The sequence below is a fragment of the Undibacterium sp. RuRC25W genome (assembly GCF_049339825.1).
Classification (GTDB): domain Bacteria; phylum Pseudomonadota; class Gammaproteobacteria; order Burkholderiales; family Burkholderiaceae_D; genus Undibacterium.
Genome location: NZ_JBMPPD010000037.1, coordinates 1 through 16,371 on the forward strand (window position 1 = coordinate 1; position 16,371 = coordinate 16,371).

A 16,371-nucleotide genomic window follows, 5' to 3' on the forward strand; every position below is an offset into this window, starting at 1 on the left:
ACCTATATTCGATACTATAATCATGACCGCATCAAAATGAAATTAAAAGGGCTGAGTCCTGTGCAATACAGAAATCAGCCCTTAGTAGCATAGCAATTAAACTGTCCAACTAAATGGGGTCAGTTCAATAGCGGCTTTTTTTATTTGCACAGTAAGTATCAAATCCACACTGCAAAAGACAGTAACAATAACAGCAACATCCAAAGCAACAAGGCGCGCCACACCAGCCCGACTGCACTTTGTAAAGCTCTCGGAGACGCTTCTGCACCAGGCTGGCTCTCGAGATCTAAACTGTCGACATCGACAGCACTGGCATCGGCTTGCAATACCATTGCTTTCTCTTCTGGTTCACCCAAACGCACACCCAACGCACCACCGCCAGCCGACAAAATAATGCCGACTAGTTCATCTTTCCAGCGATCCGCATAATTACGCCATGAATAAACAGCATCTTCAAAATTACCAACAACAGCAAATGCAGCGGCGGTTAAACGGGCTGGAATCCAGTCAATCCAGTAAAACACTTTTGTCGCATAGACGCCAAACTCTTCATTTTTCATATGCTCAGGCTCCGTCCATGCGCGCGCCAGATACTCGGCTACACGGTACATGACAGCGCATGCTGGACCGACCGGCATGAGGAACCAGAAAAATACACCAAATACATTTCTGTGCGTTGCAATCAGCGCTCGCTCGATCGTGACCCGAGAAATTTCAGACACATCCATATCGCTTGTATCACGGTGCGTCCACTCTGCCAGAAAACGACGTGCACTATCATCATCGCCGGAACTCAGGGCCAGTTGGATAGAGGTGAAATAATGACTGTAGCGACGAAAACCTAAGGTCAGATAAACAATTATCACATTCCAAGCGAATGCAGCAAAGGGGCTGAAACGTAAGCACAACCAATGAATTAAAGCCGTCGGCAAGGTCAATGCCCCGACCATCAGCCACCATCCAAGACGCCCGTGCTTTACCTTACCCGCATTGAATGAAGATTCAATCTTGGTCGCCAGCGTTTGTATTTGCATGTAGATAGGATTATCCGCACGCAAAGGTTTCAGTTGTTCAATCAGTAAGGCAAACAGAATAGAAAGAAATGTCATGGTAGGCTAGGCAGACGTCGTGCAAACGACGCTCGTCAAATAGTTTGCTAATGCGGCAAGTGTAAACGCAATTGCACAGTTTATGAAGCATTGTTCTGTGTGGAAAGACAAACTATTTAAGCGCGCAAGAAATGAAACAAATTCCGGAGCATGCCTGCGGTCGCTCCCCAGATAAAATGCTGTTGATATGGCATCGCATAAAACATTCTCTGACCGCTACCATCAGGCATTTGAAAAACCCGTCGTTGGTGATTGCGTGCATCCATCAGATAGCTCAATGGCACCTCAAAAACGTCTGCAACTTCTCCCGGATCTGTGACGATATCAAATGGTGGCGTGATCAACGAGACAACTGGCGTGACCTGATAGCCAGTGCCAGTTCTGTATTCGGGCATGGTGCCAATCACTTCAATGCATTGACGGTTCAGTCCGATCTCCTCTTCTGTCTCCCTGATCGCGGTTTCAACTGGAACCAGATCACTTGGTTCAAACCGTCCCCCTGGAAAACTGATCTGTCCCGCATGATGATTTAAGCCAGACGCACGTTGCGTTAACAGCACACTCAACCCCGCCTCATGCAAGACCAATGGTATCAACACCGAAGCTGGTCGGAACGTGAGATCTTTGAACAAGGATTCTTCCATTTGCACTTCCGGTTCCCACACCGGCGGTTGAGAAAATCGCTGACGCAACCACGCTGACGATAGTCTTGATGCCGACACGGCTTCTTCATTCGCTATCGAAACAACAGGCAATAGTTCGGGATCAAAAATCAGTTTACTCACAGGGAATCGATTAGGTAGAGGGAAAAGAAAGAAAAAATGAATGAAATAACGGAACAAAACAAATGCAGGCTGCATTGTCGCATCAAAATATTGCCTTGAGGCTATAACAAACGTTAATTCAGTAGGTGCATTATGACCTGATTCGGACTGATACTGTGAATCTCAGTCAATGTAGAGACATAAAAAAAAGGATGCACTAGGCATCCCTTTTTTAAACAACATCGACAGAAATTATTCTGCTTTTGCTGCTACCACTTTACGTGCTGGCAATTTTTCTTTGATACGTGCAGATTTACCTGAACGTTCACGCAAGTAGTACAACTTAGCGCGACGTACGTCACCGCGACGTTTCACTTCGATAGAAGCGATCAAAGGAGAATACAATTGGAATGTACGCTCTACGCCTTCGCCGGAAGAAATCTTACGAACGATGAAGTTAGAGTTCAAACCACGGTTACGACGGGAAATAACAACGCCTTCGTAAGCCTGTGCGCGTTTACGTGTACCTTCAACAACGTTCACGTTAACAACAACTGTATCGCCAGGTGCGAAGTCAGGAATGTTTTTGCCGAGGCGAGCAATTTCTTCTTGCTCTAATTTTTGGATCAGATCCATTTTTATACTCCGATAACCATCTTGCCGACATTGCAGACAATGTCTGACTAACACCCGGTAGAGGATGGGGTTTAACATGCATATCAAGATATGCGCTTAACAATCTTATCTGCAAAGCAAATAAGAAAACTGGCCGGAATGATGCAATATCGTACTAGCAGCAAATGACACCTTAGCATCATCGTTCCGCTGTAACGGTTTTGCGTCATTCCTGACTTTCAAGTAGCTATCAGCTGCTTATAAAGTGCTTAAAAATTTTTCATCTGCACGACTGAGCAAACCAGCCTCACGCGCTGCCTGAATCAAATCTGGTCGTTTCTGCACACTGGCTTCCAGTGCACGTTGGCGCCGCCATTTTTCAATTTCAGCATGATTCCCACCCATTAAAACAGGAGGAACTGCGTGACCTTCGAACACTTCCGGTCTGGTGTAATGCGGACAATCCAGCAACACGTTCACGAAACTGTCTTGCACAGCCGACAAATCATCATGTAGTACGCCGGGTATCTGGCGAATCACTGAATCCATCAATGCCATGGCGGGCAACTCTCCACCTGACAAGACAAAATCACCTAAGCTAATTTCTTCATCAACACAAGAATCCAGCAAACGCTGGTCCACCGCTTCATATCGTCCGCACAATAAAACCATGCCAGATAAATCTGCCATCTGCATGACGCGCTGATGAGATAAGCGTTGCCCTTGTGGCGACAAATAAATTACTTTTGGTTCCGCCTTACCAAGTGCATTCTGACGCGCTTTCGCTGCCTGAATCGCCGCCTGTAAGGGCTTGGCCAGCATCACCATCCCTGGACCACCGCCATAAGGCCTGTCATCCACAGTCCGGTGCCGGTCTGTCGTGAAATCGCGTGGATTCCATAACTTTAATTCGCACTTCTTTTGTTCAAATGCACGCCGCGTCACACCAGATTGGGTGATCGCTGCGAACATTTCGGGGAACAGCGTGATGACATCAAACTGCATAGCAATGCTTTCTGATTCCATCGGACTAGTAATCTATACCCCAGTCAACCTGTATTTTTCGCGCTTCCTGATTAACCTCTTTGACGAACTGCTCGACAAAAGGGATCAATCTTTCATGCTTTTGCAAGTCAGATTCAGGAATATCGGCCGCGGCCACCCGTAAAATCGGATGCGCACCGTTATCCATCAAATCTCTGACCACGCCTAAGCTGTCACCTTGCAAGTTTTCAACCTGCAAACCGACCAGATCTACCCAATAAAATTCACCATCGGATAATGCCGGAAATTGTTGACGCGAGATTTTAACTGTTGCACCTTTTAGCGCTTCAGCCCCGTTTCTATCTGTGACACCTGCCATTCTTGCAACGACATCCTCGCCGTGGATTTTTGCTTCCATGCGATCAATCGTACGCAACTCAGGCTTATCTATCCACCAGGTTTTGGAGGACAGCATAGCGTCGGCATCTGCTGAGTAAGGACGAATCTTTACCCAACCGTGAATACCAAATGCTCCCGAGACGTAGCCAACCAAGACTAAGTCTTCAGGAACATCGACTCCTACTGACATCGCGGGCAAACTATTAAGCTGCTGCTTTACCAGCTTGAGCAACCAGACGTGCAACTGCCGGAGACAATTGAGCGCCTACGCCTTGCCAGTAAGCCAGACGGTCAGCTGCAACACGTACGGATTCTGCATTACCAGTTGCTACTGGATTGTAAAAACCGATACGCTCGATAAAGCGACCATCGCGACGATTACGGGAATCAGTTGCAACGATGTTGTAAAAAGGACGCTTTTTTGCGCCACCACGAGCTAAACGAATAACGACCATAATATTTCCAAAAAATGTTCTAAACGCGGAAAAAGCTATAGATTATAGCCCGCTTAAAACAAAACACGCAAGGATTATCAACGATATCGACGATAAGCGTATGCTTTTCGCCTACAGCAGAGACATCGCGCTACAATCAGCACTCTGCATTCACTCTGAAACGCACTTTAATGACGTCGACACATAAGAACAAAACGACCGCCACCTTGCTCGCTGTACTCACTGGCGGCATTGGCGGACATCGGTTTTACATGTATGGCAAACGAGATAAGTGGGGCTGGCTGCATTTTATCTCATTGCCCATCTCACTGATCGCCAGCCATGTGTTTTTCGGACAACCTGGACTGGTTACTTATAGTGTTCTGGTGTTGTCGTTTTTAGTTGCATTACTAGAATCCTTAATCATTGGCTTAACACCCGACGAAAAATGGGATGCACTACACAATCCACATTCAGAATACCAAAGCGAATCATCTTGGCCACTCGCCTTAATTCTAGTACTGACAGTCGGCTTCGGTGCCATCGCCCTCATTGGCACTATTGCACGCGCTTTTGATCTGTTTTATACGGGCGGCGCTTACGGGTAAACATCAAACGATCAATCATTGAAGATAAAAAAAAGACCTGCGGAGTAAAACTCTACAGGTCTTTTATGTTTCCGGGCATGTCGCGAAGATCCATAACGCAGCCTAGGCGGCTTTCGGACGTCCGTATTAGAATTGATCGACAGGGAGGCCTAATACGCCTGCGCTGCCATTCACGATCGCCGAGCTCAATCCTTGCGCCGCCGACAAAATATGATCAGCAAAGAAACGCGCTGTCACGATTTTTGCCTGATAGAACGCGGCATCACCCTCACCTGCTTGCAGTTTTTTGTGTGCAATTAATGCTGCACGCGCCATTTGCCAGCCACCCAACACGATACCTGCGAGTTTCAGGTAAACAACGCTGCCTGCAAAGACGGCTTTAATGTCTTGCTTGATATTAGCCAAGATATAGTTAACCACTTCTTCCAAGGCTGCTGAACCGAGGGTGAGTTGCGCTTGAATTGCCAGCAGATCTGGTGTGCCGGCTGCGGCCAACTCTGCTTCAACTGCACGTACTTGTGCGATCAGCGCTTTGGCGGTGGCGCCACCATCACGAACGGTTTTACGTCCAACCAGATCATTTGCCTGAATGGCGGTTGTACCTTCATAGATCGTCAGGATCTTCGCGTCGCGATAATGTTGTGCGGCGCCTGTTTCTTCGATAAAGCCCATACCACCGTGCACTTGCACACCCGTGGAAGTGACGTCAAGGGACATTTCAGTTGACCAGCCTTTGACGATAGGCACGAGATATTCGTACACTGCCTGATTGGCTTTACGCGTTTCGGCATCGGCGTGGTGATGTGCGATATCGCTCAGGGCTGCGGCAACATACGCGAGAGAACGTGCGCCTTCAGTTTGTGCACGCATGGACATCAGCATACGACGTACGTCTGGATGATGAATAATCGCTACAGGACCTGCTGAACCTGCGAGGTCGCGTGACTGGACACGGTCACGTGCATATTGAACTGCTTTTTGATAAGCGCGTTCTGCAACGCCGATACCTTGCATACCAACACCAAAACGGGCGGCGTTCATCATGATGAACATGTATTCCAAGCCGCGGTTTTCTTCGCCGACTAAGGTGCCGATCGCACCACCATGATCACCGAATTGCAATACGGCTGTCGGACTGGCTTTGATACCAAGTTTGTGTTCGATAGATACGCAATGTGCATCATTGCGCGCACCCAGGCTACCGTCTGCATTGACCAGGAACTTAGGAACGATAAACAAAGAAATACCTTTGACGCCTTCAGGTGCATCTGGCGTACGTGCTAGGACCAAATGAACGATATTTTCTGCCATATCGTGTTCACCGTAGGTAATGAAAATTTTTGTACCGAAAACTTTGTACGTACCATCTCCTTGTGGCACAGCACGGCTACGTACCATTGCCAGATCTGATCCGGCTTGTGGTTCAGTCAGGTTCATCGTACCTGTCCATTTGCCAGAGATGAGATTTTCTAGATAAATCGCTTTTTGCTCATCACTACCTGCTGTGAGCAAGGCTTCGATTGCGCCATCGGTCAGCAATGGGCAGAGCGCAAATGAAATACTGGCGGAATTGAGCATTTCGATACATGGTGTGGCAACCAGTTTTGGCAACCCTTGTCCGCCAAACTCTTGTGGATGCTGCACGCCTTGCCAGCCAGCTTCACCAAATAATTTAAACGCTTCTTTAAAACCTTTGGTCGTAAATACTTGACCATCTTGCCAGTAGCTAGGTGCTTTATCGCCTTCCCAGTTCAGTGGAGCAACAACTTCGCCAGCAAATTTTGCATTTTCTTCAAGCACTGCCTCAACGGTTTCGGCAGTTGCATCTTCACAACCTGGCAACGCGTTCACTGCAGACAAGCCTGCGAGTTCATTAATCGCGAACAACATGTCTTTTACTGGTGCAACATAACTCATAGCATTTCCCCAAAAGTAGATATGACAGAAACAAAATTGTTCTGCATCGCGCTGATACTGATCAGTCTCTGGTGACTAGGTCCGCGTCAGAATAAACATAAAACGATTTTGTGTCGGCCATGATGGCATCTCATACGTACAACAACCTTACGAACGTAAAAAAAGACAGAATCGGCAATGTGTCACTGCTACAACGCATTGCTGCTCATGAAGCGACAAACTACTGATTCTGTCCCGTTCAGCTCAACATCGTAATCACGAACGAAGAGCTAATAAAGCATGACCTATCAGCCCAACTCTGCAACCAGTTGTGGAACGATTTCAAACAGATCGCCAACGATGCCATAGTCAGCCACAGAGAAAATCGGTGCTTCTGGATCTTTATTGATGGCAACGATTGTTTTGGAATCTTTCATACCGGCCAGATGCTGAATCGCACCGGAGATACCGACAGCGATATACAGCTGAGGCGCCACAATCTTACCTGTCTGACCAACTTGCCAGTCATTTGGTACAAAACCGGCGTCAACCGCAGCACGGGATGCACCCATCGCCGCACCCAGTTTGTCTGCCAATGGTTCCAATACTTTGAACGCATCAGCAGAACCCATACCGCGACCACCGGAAACGATGATTTTCGCAGCAGTCAGCTCTGGACGATCAGACTTCGCTACTTCACGGGAGACAAAAGCAGATTTGCCAGAATCAGCAACAGCTGCGATAACGTCAACGGCAGCAGAACCACCTGTTGCAGCAGCATCAAAACCTGTTGTACGGACAGTGATCACTTTGACTGCATCTGTGGATTGCACAGTGGCGATCGCGTTACCAGCGTAGATTGGACGCTCGAAGGTATCTGGAGAATCAACTTTCGTGATTTCAGAAATTTGTGACACGTCGAGTTTAGCCGCAACGCGTGGCAGAATGTTTTTGCCGTAGGCAGTTGCTGGAGCCAGGATATGCGTGTAGCCACTAGCGATGGCTAGTGCTTGCTCAGCCACGTTTTCTGCCAGACCATCCGCAAAATATGCGGCATCAGCGTGCAATACTTTGCTCACGCCTGCAACTTGTGCAGCAGCTTGCGCAACTGCGCCAGCATTGAAACCAGCAACCAGAACGTGAACATCGCCGCCGCATTGTGATGCAGCAGTGATCGTGTTTAATGTGCTGCCCTTGAGGCTAGCGTTGTCGTGTTCAGCGATGACGAGTGTAGTCATGATGTTTTCCACTTGGTAGATCACCAGCAAAGTTATTCTGGTGAAAAATTATTCGTAAAATTTTTTCAGGCAATCTGAGAAATCACAAAAATGAACGGTAAAAATTAACCGACCACTTTCGCTTCATTTTTCAGTTTAGAAACCAGGGTAGCAACGTCAGGAACGATCACGCCGGCGCTACGTTTTGCTGGTTCTGCAACCTTCAAGGTCTTGACGCGGGATGTCACGTCAACGCCCAGATCTGCAGGTTTCACGTTGTCCAATTGTTTTTTCTTGGCTTTCATGATGTTTGGCAACGTCACATAACGTGGCTCGTTCAAACGCAAGTCAGTGGTGATGATTGCTGGCAGCGTCAGGGACAATGTTTCCAGACCACCGTCAACTTCGCGTGTCACCGTTGCTTTACCGTCAGCAATAGTCACTTTCGAAGCGAAGGTTGCTTGTGGCCAGCCCAACAAGGCAGCCAGCATTTGACCAGTCTGATTGCAGTCATCATCAATCGCTTGTTTACCGAGAATGATCAATTGTGGTTGTTCTTTATCGGCCAATGCTTTGAGCAACTTAGCAACTGCCAGCGGCTGCAATTCTGCATCGCTTTCAACCAGAATACCGCGATCGGCACCAATGGCCATGGCTGTACGCAGAGTTTCTTGGCACTGCGCTACGCCGCAGGAGACAGCGACGACTTCAGTAACAGCGCCGGATTCTTTCAGACGTGTTGCTTCTTCCACTGCGATTTCGTCGAAAGGATTCATCGACATTTTGACGTTGGCGATATCCATGCCTGTGCCATCAGATTTGACGCGCACTTTGACGTTGTAATCGACTACTCGTTTGACTGGTACCAGGACTTTCATAGTTCTGCCTTTATGAGCTAATTTTCGGGATACTGAGGGTGTTGCTATTTGGGTGTAATGCTAAATCTAAAACTGGGTGACGCTTCATCTGACCAACACTGCATACTAATCCTTTCATCAGGATAGCGCGCACTAACATTCAAACTTGGCAATCAAGTGCAACAAGTCAAACGGTCAAATTGACGTATACGTAAATCATGTTGATTATAAATCGAAATGAAGAACATTTTGCATAATTTAGCACGATCGTTCCTTTTTTATTCTAAATCATGCTAGAGCTAATTGCCTAAATGCGCTGTACGGACCCCGAAAATCTACTTTCTAGACTACGAATTATTAATTAGATATCTTTTTATGGGTTTCTCGATCAATGTCAACTACAAATCAAGAGCGTCAGCGATGTGTAGCGCATGCCGACTTGGCGCATCTTACCCAAAAGTTAGGCCAAATCATCCAGCGAGCCTACTGAGAGACCCATCTAGCCTACTTCGTGGCCCTGCGCCCCCATTCTGCAGCTGCAATAATCATTGCTGCTGAGATTACAATATTGACTGAAAAGGACTGCTGCGTTGAGATCACCACAACGACAGTCGACAGCAAAGGAGTAAGAAATGCAAATATGGCAATCCGCCGCGGATCCCCGTGCTTGATTGCAGCATCCCACAGAAAGAACGCCCCACCCAATGGACCTAAGCCTAAAATGGCAATCCGCCAAAGATCTGATGACGTCAAGTTAGTGGCAGGTTCAAATAAAAAGTGACATCCCAGAGATAGCGATCCCGACAAGGCCGCAAAACTGCCGACAGCTGCCGTATCAAAGTAAGGCACCCGCCTAGAGCCCAAAGAATAAGTTGCCCAGATAAACGCAGAGCCGAAGGCAAACACATATCCTGAATGGAATTCTCCAGCCAACGCACCGCCGCTGTGACGCCCAATAATGGCAACGGCAGCACCAGCAAATCCCAGCAATGCCGCCGCAAGGTGCGAACGGGATAACGTTGCCTCCGGAAGAAACAGCGGCGCCAATACGACCATGCCAAGTGGCCACAGATAATTGATCAGATTAGCCTCAACGGCCGGTGCATTACGCAACGCAATAAAAAACAACAGGTGAAAACCAAATAAACCGTATACGCCCAAGAGCAAGGTGGGTAGCGGCACTCGCCATGCAGAAAGGCGAAAGCCAGATAATGGCAGTGCAATCAAACTACCTATAATCAGGGCAATACCTGTGAGTAAAAATGGAGGGACGTGTGACAGAGTCACACCAAGCGCAGCGAGGCTCGCCCAAAGGGCGATCGCAGAAAGTGCAAGAAGGTCAGATTTCATAGGTATTTAGTGTAACCGACCCAACACTTGCTGTAGCGCTTGTCTATCGTCGCGTTTCGCTGATATTGCGGTCGCTACACTTATCAGGCTTGAGTCGGGACATGCAATTTTCGCATCGCTGCCGTCATTGCCGAGGGTGAATCATAGCCAACGCGGTGTGCGACTTCGGAGACACTCAGTCCCTGCGAGCGCAGGAGCAGCACCTGCTCATACCGTATCCGTGTCAGCCACTGCTGCGGGCTGAGGGCACGCTCAGCGTAGCAACGGGCACGAAATTGGCTTTGACTCAGACAGACATGATTAGCTAGGTCAACGATACGCAGTGACTGCGAAAGACGCCCTACAACCCAACGTTTCAATGTTAGCCAGTCGATCTGTCTGCGCACGCGTCGCGGCGCTTCCGTATACCCCCAGCTTTGCTCCAGCAGCAGCGTGCTCATTTCATAAGAAACCGGTAACTGACGTGAAATAGACTCCGAGATAAATCGTGCGAGATGGTCCACTGCTGAGACAGAAACAGGCTGTCGTTGTCGCGCCGCCCACTCTTGGTTGGACGTATTCAAAACAAGACTGCGATTGGTATCGTGAGATTCAAAATCATGGCGCTCATTTGGCGCAATGATAATGCCGGCGCCCGCCGACAGCCGCAACCCTCGCCCTTCAATTTCAAGCTCCAGCGTGCCATCCAGACTCCATAACACCTGAAAATAATCGTGCGTATGACTTCCTGGCGAAGATCCATAGGTACGTATTGAAATTTCAGGTGTGAGAATGGTCGTCATTGGCAAGGGTGAGATGCATGTCAATAAATCTTGGGAACAGGATAAACCAAGTTACGCAAATTGCCCATCCCAATGCGGATAAGTCGTCAATGACCGGTCATGCATCCGACGGGGCTTTACTTAGAGGACGGTTCGATATGTCGTCCGTGGATTGATGTATCTGATTGAAGAAACGATGACATCTTCGCACTGATCAACTATCACCGTTGAGACATAAAAAAACCCGCAAACAAGATTGGGGGTTTTAGTAGCACTGAAAAGTCAGAACAAGTCTGAATAATAGAAACCAAAAAACGTGAAGCTGATTATTTTCGTTTTATAAAGTATTCAAATTCATTGGTGTTTTCCTGATGTGCAAGCAATTCGTTGCCAGTTTGTTTGGAAAACGCCTTAAAGTCGCGTACTGAACCTGGGTCAGTCGCCAGCACATGCAGTACCTCACCGGTAATCATCTCTGCGAGTGCTTTTTTTGTTTTTAAAATGGGCAATGGACAATTAAGTCCGCGTGCATCCAGTTCTTTGTTGAATTGCATGATTTTTCCTGTAGCAGCAAATGAAATAAGTTCATTCGCAAAACATATGATGCACCAATTCTACCGGATTTTTCTTCGGGATGGTGCAACGCAACACACTAACAACATTTTATTAAATGAATGTAAATTTAACGCACCAAAACCAAGCAAAAAAATATTTTTTTAGCATCAAACTGGATTAATTAACCAGTTGGCCACTCGAAATAGACAGGCTGATAGCCTCGTGAGCGCATCCAATCAGCCACTGCATGACCGGTGCCGGCATTCCAAGGCCTGAGTTTTTCGGGGTCGACCAAGCGATAGTCGACTAATTCTTCCGATAGACGAATTTCGCCAGTGGCTTTGACATGGTACGCGATGATGACTTCATTTTTTTTGATGAACTCGTACACACCGATCAGGTTAATTTCGGTGGCATCTAGATTAGTTTCTTCTTTGAGTTCACGCGCAATCCCTTGTTCTGGGGTTTCATCGCGCTCCATAAAGCCAGTGATTAAAGCAAAGGTTTTTTCTGGCCAAGCGACATTTCGCGCCAGCAGCATTTTGCCTTCAATCTCGACGAGCGCAGCTAATACTGGTAAGGGGTTATCCCAATGCGTCCAATGTCCTTCAGGACAGCTAAGGCGTTTTTTTTGGGCGTCTTGTTCGTCGATGCGTAACACTAAATCAGTGGCACAAACTGGGCAAAATCGTATTTCCATCAGGTTTCACGCGCTGGGATGAGTGGTTGCTGCGGGTGCAGACGCGCCATTGAATAAGAGTCTGCAAAGCGTCCATTGCGCAAGGCGTGCGCCTTGTGCGTTCCTTCGATCTCGAATCCAAATTTTTTATAAAGATGAATGGCCGCCGCGTTATCACAAAATACCGTCAACTCAACACGTAAAACGTGCAGCCAATTATCAGACAAATTTAATAGTTCAGTCAGTAGAGCAGTGCCTACACCGCGACCGGTGAAAGAATCTGCAACACCGGTTCTGAGGGTTGCCACATGTGAACGTCGCTGCTTGGTCTCTAGACGCAAGCCACCTGTACCAACAATTGCCCCATCGCTAACCGCGACGAGCAACGTATCTTCAGAACTACTCTGTCGCAAACGCTCTTGCCACATTTCGACTGAGGGGTGCGGTAGTTGCAAGCTGCCAGCATAAGCACCGGCACTTGCATAGACCCGTTGGATCTGGGCCGCATCAGAGACTTCTGCGCGACGTACGTGGATCATAATTTTCCGTTAATCCATTCATTCACACTCGCCAATGCCTGAGATAAGCCTGCAGGCTCAGTACCACCAGCCTGTGCCATATCTGGGCGCCCACCACCTTTACCACCAACTTGCTGTGCAACGAAATTAACCAACTCACCCGCTTTGATTTTTGAGGTGCTATCGGCTGTCACGCCAGCAATCAGACTTACTTTACCGTCAACGACGGATGCCAGAACAATAGCGGCTGTTTTCAGTTTGTCTTTCAGCTTATCCATGGTTTCGCGCAACGCAGTCACGTCAGCACCTTCGAGCACTGCTGCCAATACTTTAATGCCTTTAACATCGACTGCTTGCGAGACCAGATCATCACCCTGACTGGACGCCATTTTGGACTTCAAGGATGCCAGTTCTTTTTCCAGTGCTTTCACGTGGTCCTGAACCTGAGAAATACGTACTGTCAATTCTTCAGGCTGTGCTTTTAATGCAGCAGCAGCTTCGTTTACACGGTTATTAAGTGTCTGCACCAGGTTCAATGCGACCTCCCCTGTCACCGCTTCAACACGGCGGATGCCGGCAGCGACGCCACCCTCAGCAACAATCTTAAACAAGCCGATGTCGCCAGTGCGTGATACGTGAGTACCACCGCACAATTCACGTGAAGAACCGATATCTAATACGCGAACTTCGTCGCCGTATTTTTCACCAAACAAGGCCATCGCACCATGCTTCACTGCATCATCAAACGCCATCAACTGCGCACGAGTAGCAACGTTAGCCAGGATCTCACGATTGACAATCGTTTCTACCTGACGGATTTCATCAGCCGTCATTGGCGCATTGTGGCTAAAGTCAAAACGTGTTTTTTCAACGTCAACCAAAGAGCCCTTCTGTGCAACATGGCTACCAAGGACTTCGCGTAGCGCTTTGTGCATCAAATGAGTTGCTGAGTGGTTGCGCATCGTCTGCGCGCGAATCTCTGTCGCTACTTCTGCTTTAACGCTTTGTACAATCGTCAACGTACCTGATTTCAGGACGCCGTGATGGCCAAACACATCAGCTTGTACTTTGAGTGTGTCACTGACTTCAAACACCGCGCCATCGCTACCAACCAATACGCCGGAGTCGCCGCACTGACCGCCTGATTCTGCATAGAATGGGGTCGTATCGAGAACGACAATCGCCTGCTGACCTGCCTTGACTTCATTGACTGGGCTACCATCGACATACAAAGCGACAATTTTCGCTTCGTGTTGTAACTGTTCGTAGCCGACAAACGTTGTTTTATCACCGCTGTATTCAATCGCCGCAGCCATCTTGAATTTACCGCCTTTACGGGCTTTTTCACGTTGTACTTCCATTGCAGCGTTGAAGCCTGCTTCGTCCAGTACAACATGGCGTTCACGGCAGATGTCTGCCGTCAGATCCAATGGGAAACCGTAAGTATCGTAAAGGGTGAAAGCGGTCTCACCATCGAGCTGATTTGTCTCTTTTGTCAATGCGGCTTCGAGGATTTTCATACCGTGTTCCAGCGTTTCGCCGAAACGTTCTTCTTCTTGCTTGATCACTTCAGCAACGCGGTCTGCTGCATCAGCCAGTTCCGGATAAGCACCGCCCATTTCGTTGACGAGATCAGCGACGAGCTTGTAGAAGAATGGCTGACTTTGGCCTAATTTATGTCCGTGGCGCAGTGCACGACGGGTAATACGGCGCAGCACATAGCCACGGCCTTCGTTACCTGGAATGACGCCATCAACGATCAAGAAGCTAGCACAACGAATGTGATCAGCGATAACGCGTAAGGAGTTATTCGCTAAATCAGTACAACCAGTTTCACGGGCAGCAGCCTTGATCAGGTTCTGGAAAGTATCAATTTCGTAGTTCGAATGAACGTGTTGCAATACTGCAGACAGACGTTCCAGACCCATACCGGTATCGACGCATGGTTTTGGCAGTGGATGCAAGACACCGGCTTCATCCTTGTTAAATTGCATGAACACGAGGTTCCAGATTTCAATGAAACGATCGCCATCTTCTTCCGCAGATCCCGGTGGACCGCCCCAAATGTCAGAGCCATGATCATAGAAAATTTCTGTACACGGACCGCAAGGACCTGTATCAGCCATTTGCCAAAAATTATCAGATGCGTAACGACTGCCTTTGTTATCACCGATACGGATGATGCGCTCAACAGGCACGCCGATCTCCGTTTTCCAGATCTCGTAGGCTTCGTCGTCTTCCTGGTACACGGTGACGGTCAGCTTTTCTTTTGGCAAACCATACACAACGGTCAACAGTTCCCACGCGTTGTGAATTGCTTCTTTTTTGAAATAATCACCGAACGAGAAGTTACCTAACATTTCAAAAAAGGTGTGGTGACGTGCTGTGTAGCCCACGTTTTCCAGATCATTGTGCTTACCGCCTGCACGTACGCAACGTTGTGCTGTCGTAGCACGACTGTAAGAACGCTTGTCCTGGCCCAGGAATACGTCCTTAAATTGCACCATACCTGAGTTGGTAAACAATAAAGTAGGGTCGTTGCCTGGAATCAGACTAGAAGAACGGACACGGCTGTGGCCTTTTGATTCAAAAAAGCTAAGGAATTTATCGCGGATTTCTGACGAGTTCATAAATTGAGATGGCTAAGCTTAAAAATGGTCTAATTTTCGATTATACGGTATAAATTAAGTACAACATCAGCAATGAAGCGGCAAATAGCTCGTCAGGCGCAGGCATCGCAATCCGGTGTCAAAAAATACAACTATTTGTGGAAAAACACTATCTTTTACACAAAATTTCGTTACAATTTTGACCTATTAGCCAACGAAACAACAGTCACTGATACATTTGCACGCGCATGCAAGCAGAGATTTAAAAATCCGCAGGGATCAGATCTAATCGGTCAGTACAAAACGCATCCACACCCCATGACAAGATTTCTTTTGCACGTTCAGGGGTATTGACGGTGTAACAAAACAAGCCGTAACCCGCATCTTTAATCTCGCGCGCTACTTCTGGGGTTAAATGCCGATGATTGGTATGCAGAGCGCAAGCAGCTAATTCTTGCATTTGAGCGCGCCATTCAGGGGTCACTTCATTCATTAAAAAACCACGCGGGATGTTCGGCGCTGCATGCTTAGCCGCCATCAACGCAGGAAATTCAAACGATGAGAACAAAGGCAGGTGTGACAAATCGGTCACACTGACGTCAGCAAACAACGCCGCTGTCATCGCTGCTACAACCCGTCCGGTTTCCTCTTCAAATCCCGGTACAGGCTTGATTTCGACATTCATCCAGATGCCATGCTGCCGGCAAAATCTGACCACTTCTTCGTAAGATGGCACTCTCTCGCCAATGAACTTATCTGAGAACCAAGCGCCTGCGTCCATGATTGCCAAATCTGCCGCCGTCGTCGCTGCGACGCTTCCGATGCCGTGAATGGTTCGCCCAAATTCGGGGTCATGCATCAGCACAGGGATGCCATCTTTTGATAACATGACATCAAACTCCACCGCAGCAAATCCATAATCCAGCCCACACTGCATCGCTGCCAGTGTATTCTCTGGTGACAAGGTACCGCCGCCTCTGTGGGCAATAACTTTAGGATAGGGCCACATACTGCTC

18 protein-coding genes are annotated in these 16,371 nt (G+C 48.0%); 2 read left to right on the forward strand and 16 right to left on the reverse strand.

Going from position 1 to position 16,371, the window contains the following annotated elements:
* A partial coding sequence (locus tag ACO0KV_RS15350) for an IS3 family transposase (protein WP_423039490.1) occupies nucleotides 1-93 on the forward strand: 93 nt, incomplete at its 5' end.
* 65 nt (nucleotides 94-158) lie between these two features.
* On the opposite strand, the gene ACO0KV_RS15355 is transcribed toward ACO0KV_RS15350, so the two are convergent.
* The 6 genes from ACO0KV_RS15355 to rpsP form a co-directional block, all read right to left on the reverse strand.
* Nucleotides 159-1,109 carry a CobD/CbiB family protein gene (locus ACO0KV_RS15355; RefSeq protein WP_423043576.1) on the reverse strand — a complete coding sequence of 317 codons (951 nt, stop codon included), beginning with the start codon at nucleotides 1,107-1,109 and terminating at the stop codon, nucleotides 159-161.
* Nucleotides 1,110-1,225: 116 nt separating this feature from the next.
* A complete protein-coding gene (locus ACO0KV_RS15360) occupies nucleotides 1,226-1,894 on the reverse strand; it encodes a CoA pyrophosphatase (RefSeq protein WP_423043578.1) in 669 nt (222 codons plus the stop codon).
* A gap of 231 nt (nucleotides 1,895-2,125) precedes the next feature.
* The gene (rplS, locus tag ACO0KV_RS15365; RefSeq protein WP_110255826.1) at nucleotides 2,126-2,509 is read right to left on the reverse strand and encodes a 50S ribosomal protein L19; all 384 of its coding nucleotides are present in this window, start codon (nucleotides 2,507-2,509) and stop codon (nucleotides 2,126-2,128) included.
* Between the two features lie 237 nt (nucleotides 2,510-2,746).
* Nucleotides 2,747-3,493 (reverse strand): tRNA (guanosine(37)-N1)-methyltransferase TrmD, encoded by a 747-nt coding sequence (trmD, locus tag ACO0KV_RS15370; protein ID WP_423043633.1) that lies wholly within the window; start codon nucleotides 3,491-3,493, stop codon nucleotides 2,747-2,749.
* A gap of 25 nt (nucleotides 3,494-3,518) precedes the next feature.
* A complete protein-coding gene (gene rimM / locus ACO0KV_RS15375; RefSeq protein WP_423043580.1) occupies nucleotides 3,519-4,061 on the reverse strand; it encodes a ribosome maturation factor RimM in 543 nt (180 codons plus the stop codon).
* Between the two features lie 13 nt (nucleotides 4,062-4,074).
* Complete coding sequence (rpsP, locus tag ACO0KV_RS15380) at nucleotides 4,075-4,326, reverse strand: 30S ribosomal protein S16 (protein ID WP_186912892.1); 252 nt, start codon at nucleotides 4,324-4,326, stop codon at nucleotides 4,075-4,077.
* Nucleotides 4,327-4,496: 170 nt separating this feature from the next.
* Between rpsP and ACO0KV_RS15385 the strand changes: the two genes are divergently transcribed.
* Complete coding sequence (locus ACO0KV_RS15385; RefSeq protein WP_423043582.1) at nucleotides 4,497-4,913, forward strand: NINE protein; 417 nt, start codon at nucleotides 4,497-4,499, stop codon at nucleotides 4,911-4,913.
* Nucleotides 4,914-5,039: 126 nt separating this feature from the next.
* Here the strand turns inward: ACO0KV_RS15385 and ACO0KV_RS15390 are convergent, their stop codons facing one another.
* The 10 genes from ACO0KV_RS15390 to ugpQ all read right to left on the reverse strand — a co-directional run bounded on the left by ACO0KV_RS15390 (nucleotide 5,040) and on the right by ugpQ (nucleotide 16,364).
* A complete protein-coding gene (locus ACO0KV_RS15390) occupies nucleotides 5,040-6,830 on the reverse strand; it encodes an acyl-CoA dehydrogenase (protein ID WP_423043583.1) in 1,791 nt (596 codons plus the stop codon).
* 287 nt (nucleotides 6,831-7,117) lie between these two features.
* Nucleotides 7,118-8,047 carry an electron transfer flavoprotein subunit alpha/FixB family protein gene (locus tag ACO0KV_RS15395; protein ID WP_423043585.1) on the reverse strand — a complete coding sequence of 310 codons (930 nt, stop codon included), beginning with the start codon at nucleotides 8,045-8,047 and terminating at the stop codon, nucleotides 7,118-7,120.
* 104 nt (nucleotides 8,048-8,151) lie between these two features.
* Nucleotides 8,152-8,904: an electron transfer flavoprotein subunit beta/FixA family protein gene (locus ACO0KV_RS15400; protein WP_423043587.1), complete on the reverse strand. Its 753-nt coding sequence runs from the start codon at nucleotides 8,902-8,904 to the stop codon at nucleotides 8,152-8,154.
* A gap of 483 nt (nucleotides 8,905-9,387) precedes the next feature.
* Entirely contained in the window at nucleotides 9,388-10,233 is an 846-nt protein-coding gene (locus ACO0KV_RS15405) for a DMT family transporter (protein WP_423043589.1), read from the reverse strand.
* Between the two features lie 83 nt (nucleotides 10,234-10,316).
* The gene (locus tag ACO0KV_RS15410) at nucleotides 10,317-11,015 is read right to left on the reverse strand and encodes an AraC family transcriptional regulator (protein ID WP_423043591.1); all 699 of its coding nucleotides are present in this window, start codon (nucleotides 11,013-11,015) and stop codon (nucleotides 10,317-10,319) included.
* A 305-nt stretch (nucleotides 11,016-11,320) separates the two neighbouring features.
* A complete protein-coding gene (locus ACO0KV_RS15415) occupies nucleotides 11,321-11,548 on the reverse strand; it encodes a sulfurtransferase TusA family protein (RefSeq protein WP_186912886.1) in 228 nt (75 codons plus the stop codon).
* A gap of 182 nt (nucleotides 11,549-11,730) precedes the next feature.
* On the reverse strand, nucleotides 11,731-12,249 hold the full coding sequence (locus tag ACO0KV_RS15420) for an NUDIX domain-containing protein (protein WP_423043593.1): 519 nt from the start codon (nucleotides 12,247-12,249) through the stop codon (nucleotides 11,731-11,733).
* Entirely contained in the window at nucleotides 12,249-12,767 is a 519-nt protein-coding gene (locus tag ACO0KV_RS15425; protein WP_423043595.1) for a GNAT family N-acetyltransferase, read from the reverse strand. Before ACO0KV_RS15425 ends, ACO0KV_RS15420 begins: the two co-directional genes overlap by 1 nt.
* Nucleotides 12,764-15,376, reverse strand: a complete 2,613-nt coding sequence (alaS, locus tag ACO0KV_RS15430; RefSeq protein ID WP_423043597.1) for an alanine--tRNA ligase — start codon at nucleotides 15,374-15,376, stop codon at nucleotides 12,764-12,766. Before alaS ends, ACO0KV_RS15425 begins: the two co-directional genes overlap by 4 nt.
* A 241-nt stretch (nucleotides 15,377-15,617) precedes the next feature.
* Nucleotides 15,618-16,364, reverse strand: a complete 747-nt coding sequence (gene ugpQ, locus ACO0KV_RS15435) for a glycerophosphodiester phosphodiesterase (RefSeq protein ID WP_423043599.1) — start codon at nucleotides 16,362-16,364, stop codon at nucleotides 15,618-15,620.
* Nucleotides 16,365-16,371 lie beyond the last annotated feature (7 nt).

What these genes read in the sequence shown, in the direction of transcription:
- ACO0KV_RS15425 (WP_423043595.1), bottom strand. Translation starts at nt 12,767, where the DNA reads ATGATCCACGTACGTCGCGCAGAAGTCTCTGATGCGGCCCAGATCCAA.
- ACO0KV_RS15390 (WP_423043583.1), bottom strand. Translation starts at nt 6,830, where the DNA reads ATGAGTTATGTTGCACCAGTAAAAGACATGTTGTTCGCGATTAATGAA.
- ACO0KV_RS15355 (WP_423043576.1), bottom strand. Translation starts at nt 1,109, where the DNA reads ATGACATTTCTTTCTATTCTGTTTGCCTTACTGATTGAACAACTGAAA.
- ACO0KV_RS15385 (WP_423043582.1), top strand. Translation starts at nt 4,497, where the DNA reads ATGACGTCGACACATAAGAACAAAACGACCGCCACCTTGCTCGCTGTA.
- rplS (WP_110255826.1), bottom strand. Translation starts at nt 2,509, where the DNA reads ATGGATCTGATCCAAAAATTAGAGCAAGAAGAAATTGCTCGCCTCGGC.
- ACO0KV_RS15400 (WP_423043587.1), bottom strand. Translation starts at nt 8,904, where the DNA reads ATGAAAGTCCTGGTACCAGTCAAACGAGTAGTCGATTACAACGTCAAA.
- rpsP (WP_186912892.1), bottom strand. Translation starts at nt 4,326, where the DNA reads ATGGTCGTTATTCGTTTAGCTCGTGGTGGCGCAAAAAAGCGTCCTTTT.
- alaS (WP_423043597.1), bottom strand. Translation starts at nt 15,376, where the DNA reads ATGAACTCGTCAGAAATCCGCGATAAATTCCTTAGCTTTTTTGAATCA.
- ACO0KV_RS15415 (WP_186912886.1), bottom strand. Translation starts at nt 11,548, where the DNA reads ATGCAATTCAACAAAGAACTGGATGCACGCGGACTTAATTGTCCATTG.
- rimM (WP_423043580.1), bottom strand. Translation starts at nt 4,061, where the DNA reads ATGTCAGTAGGAGTCGATGTTCCTGAAGACTTAGTCTTGGTTGGCTAC.
- ACO0KV_RS15420 (WP_423043593.1), bottom strand. Translation starts at nt 12,249, where the DNA reads ATGGAAATACGATTTTGCCCAGTTTGTGCCACTGATTTAGTGTTACGC.
- ACO0KV_RS15405 (WP_423043589.1), bottom strand. Translation starts at nt 10,233, where the DNA reads ATGAAATCTGACCTTCTTGCACTTTCTGCGATCGCCCTTTGGGCGAGC.
- ACO0KV_RS15395 (WP_423043585.1), bottom strand. Translation starts at nt 8,047, where the DNA reads ATGACTACACTCGTCATCGCTGAACACGACAACGCTAGCCTCAAGGGC.
- ACO0KV_RS15410 (WP_423043591.1), bottom strand. Translation starts at nt 11,015, where the DNA reads ATGACGACCATTCTCACACCTGAAATTTCAATACGTACCTATGGATCT.
- trmD (WP_423043633.1), bottom strand. Translation starts at nt 3,493, where the DNA reads ATGCAGTTTGATGTCATCACGCTGTTCCCCGAAATGTTCGCAGCGATC.
- ugpQ (WP_423043599.1), bottom strand. Translation starts at nt 16,364, where the DNA reads ATGTGGCCCTATCCTAAAGTTATTGCCCACAGAGGCGGCGGTACCTTG.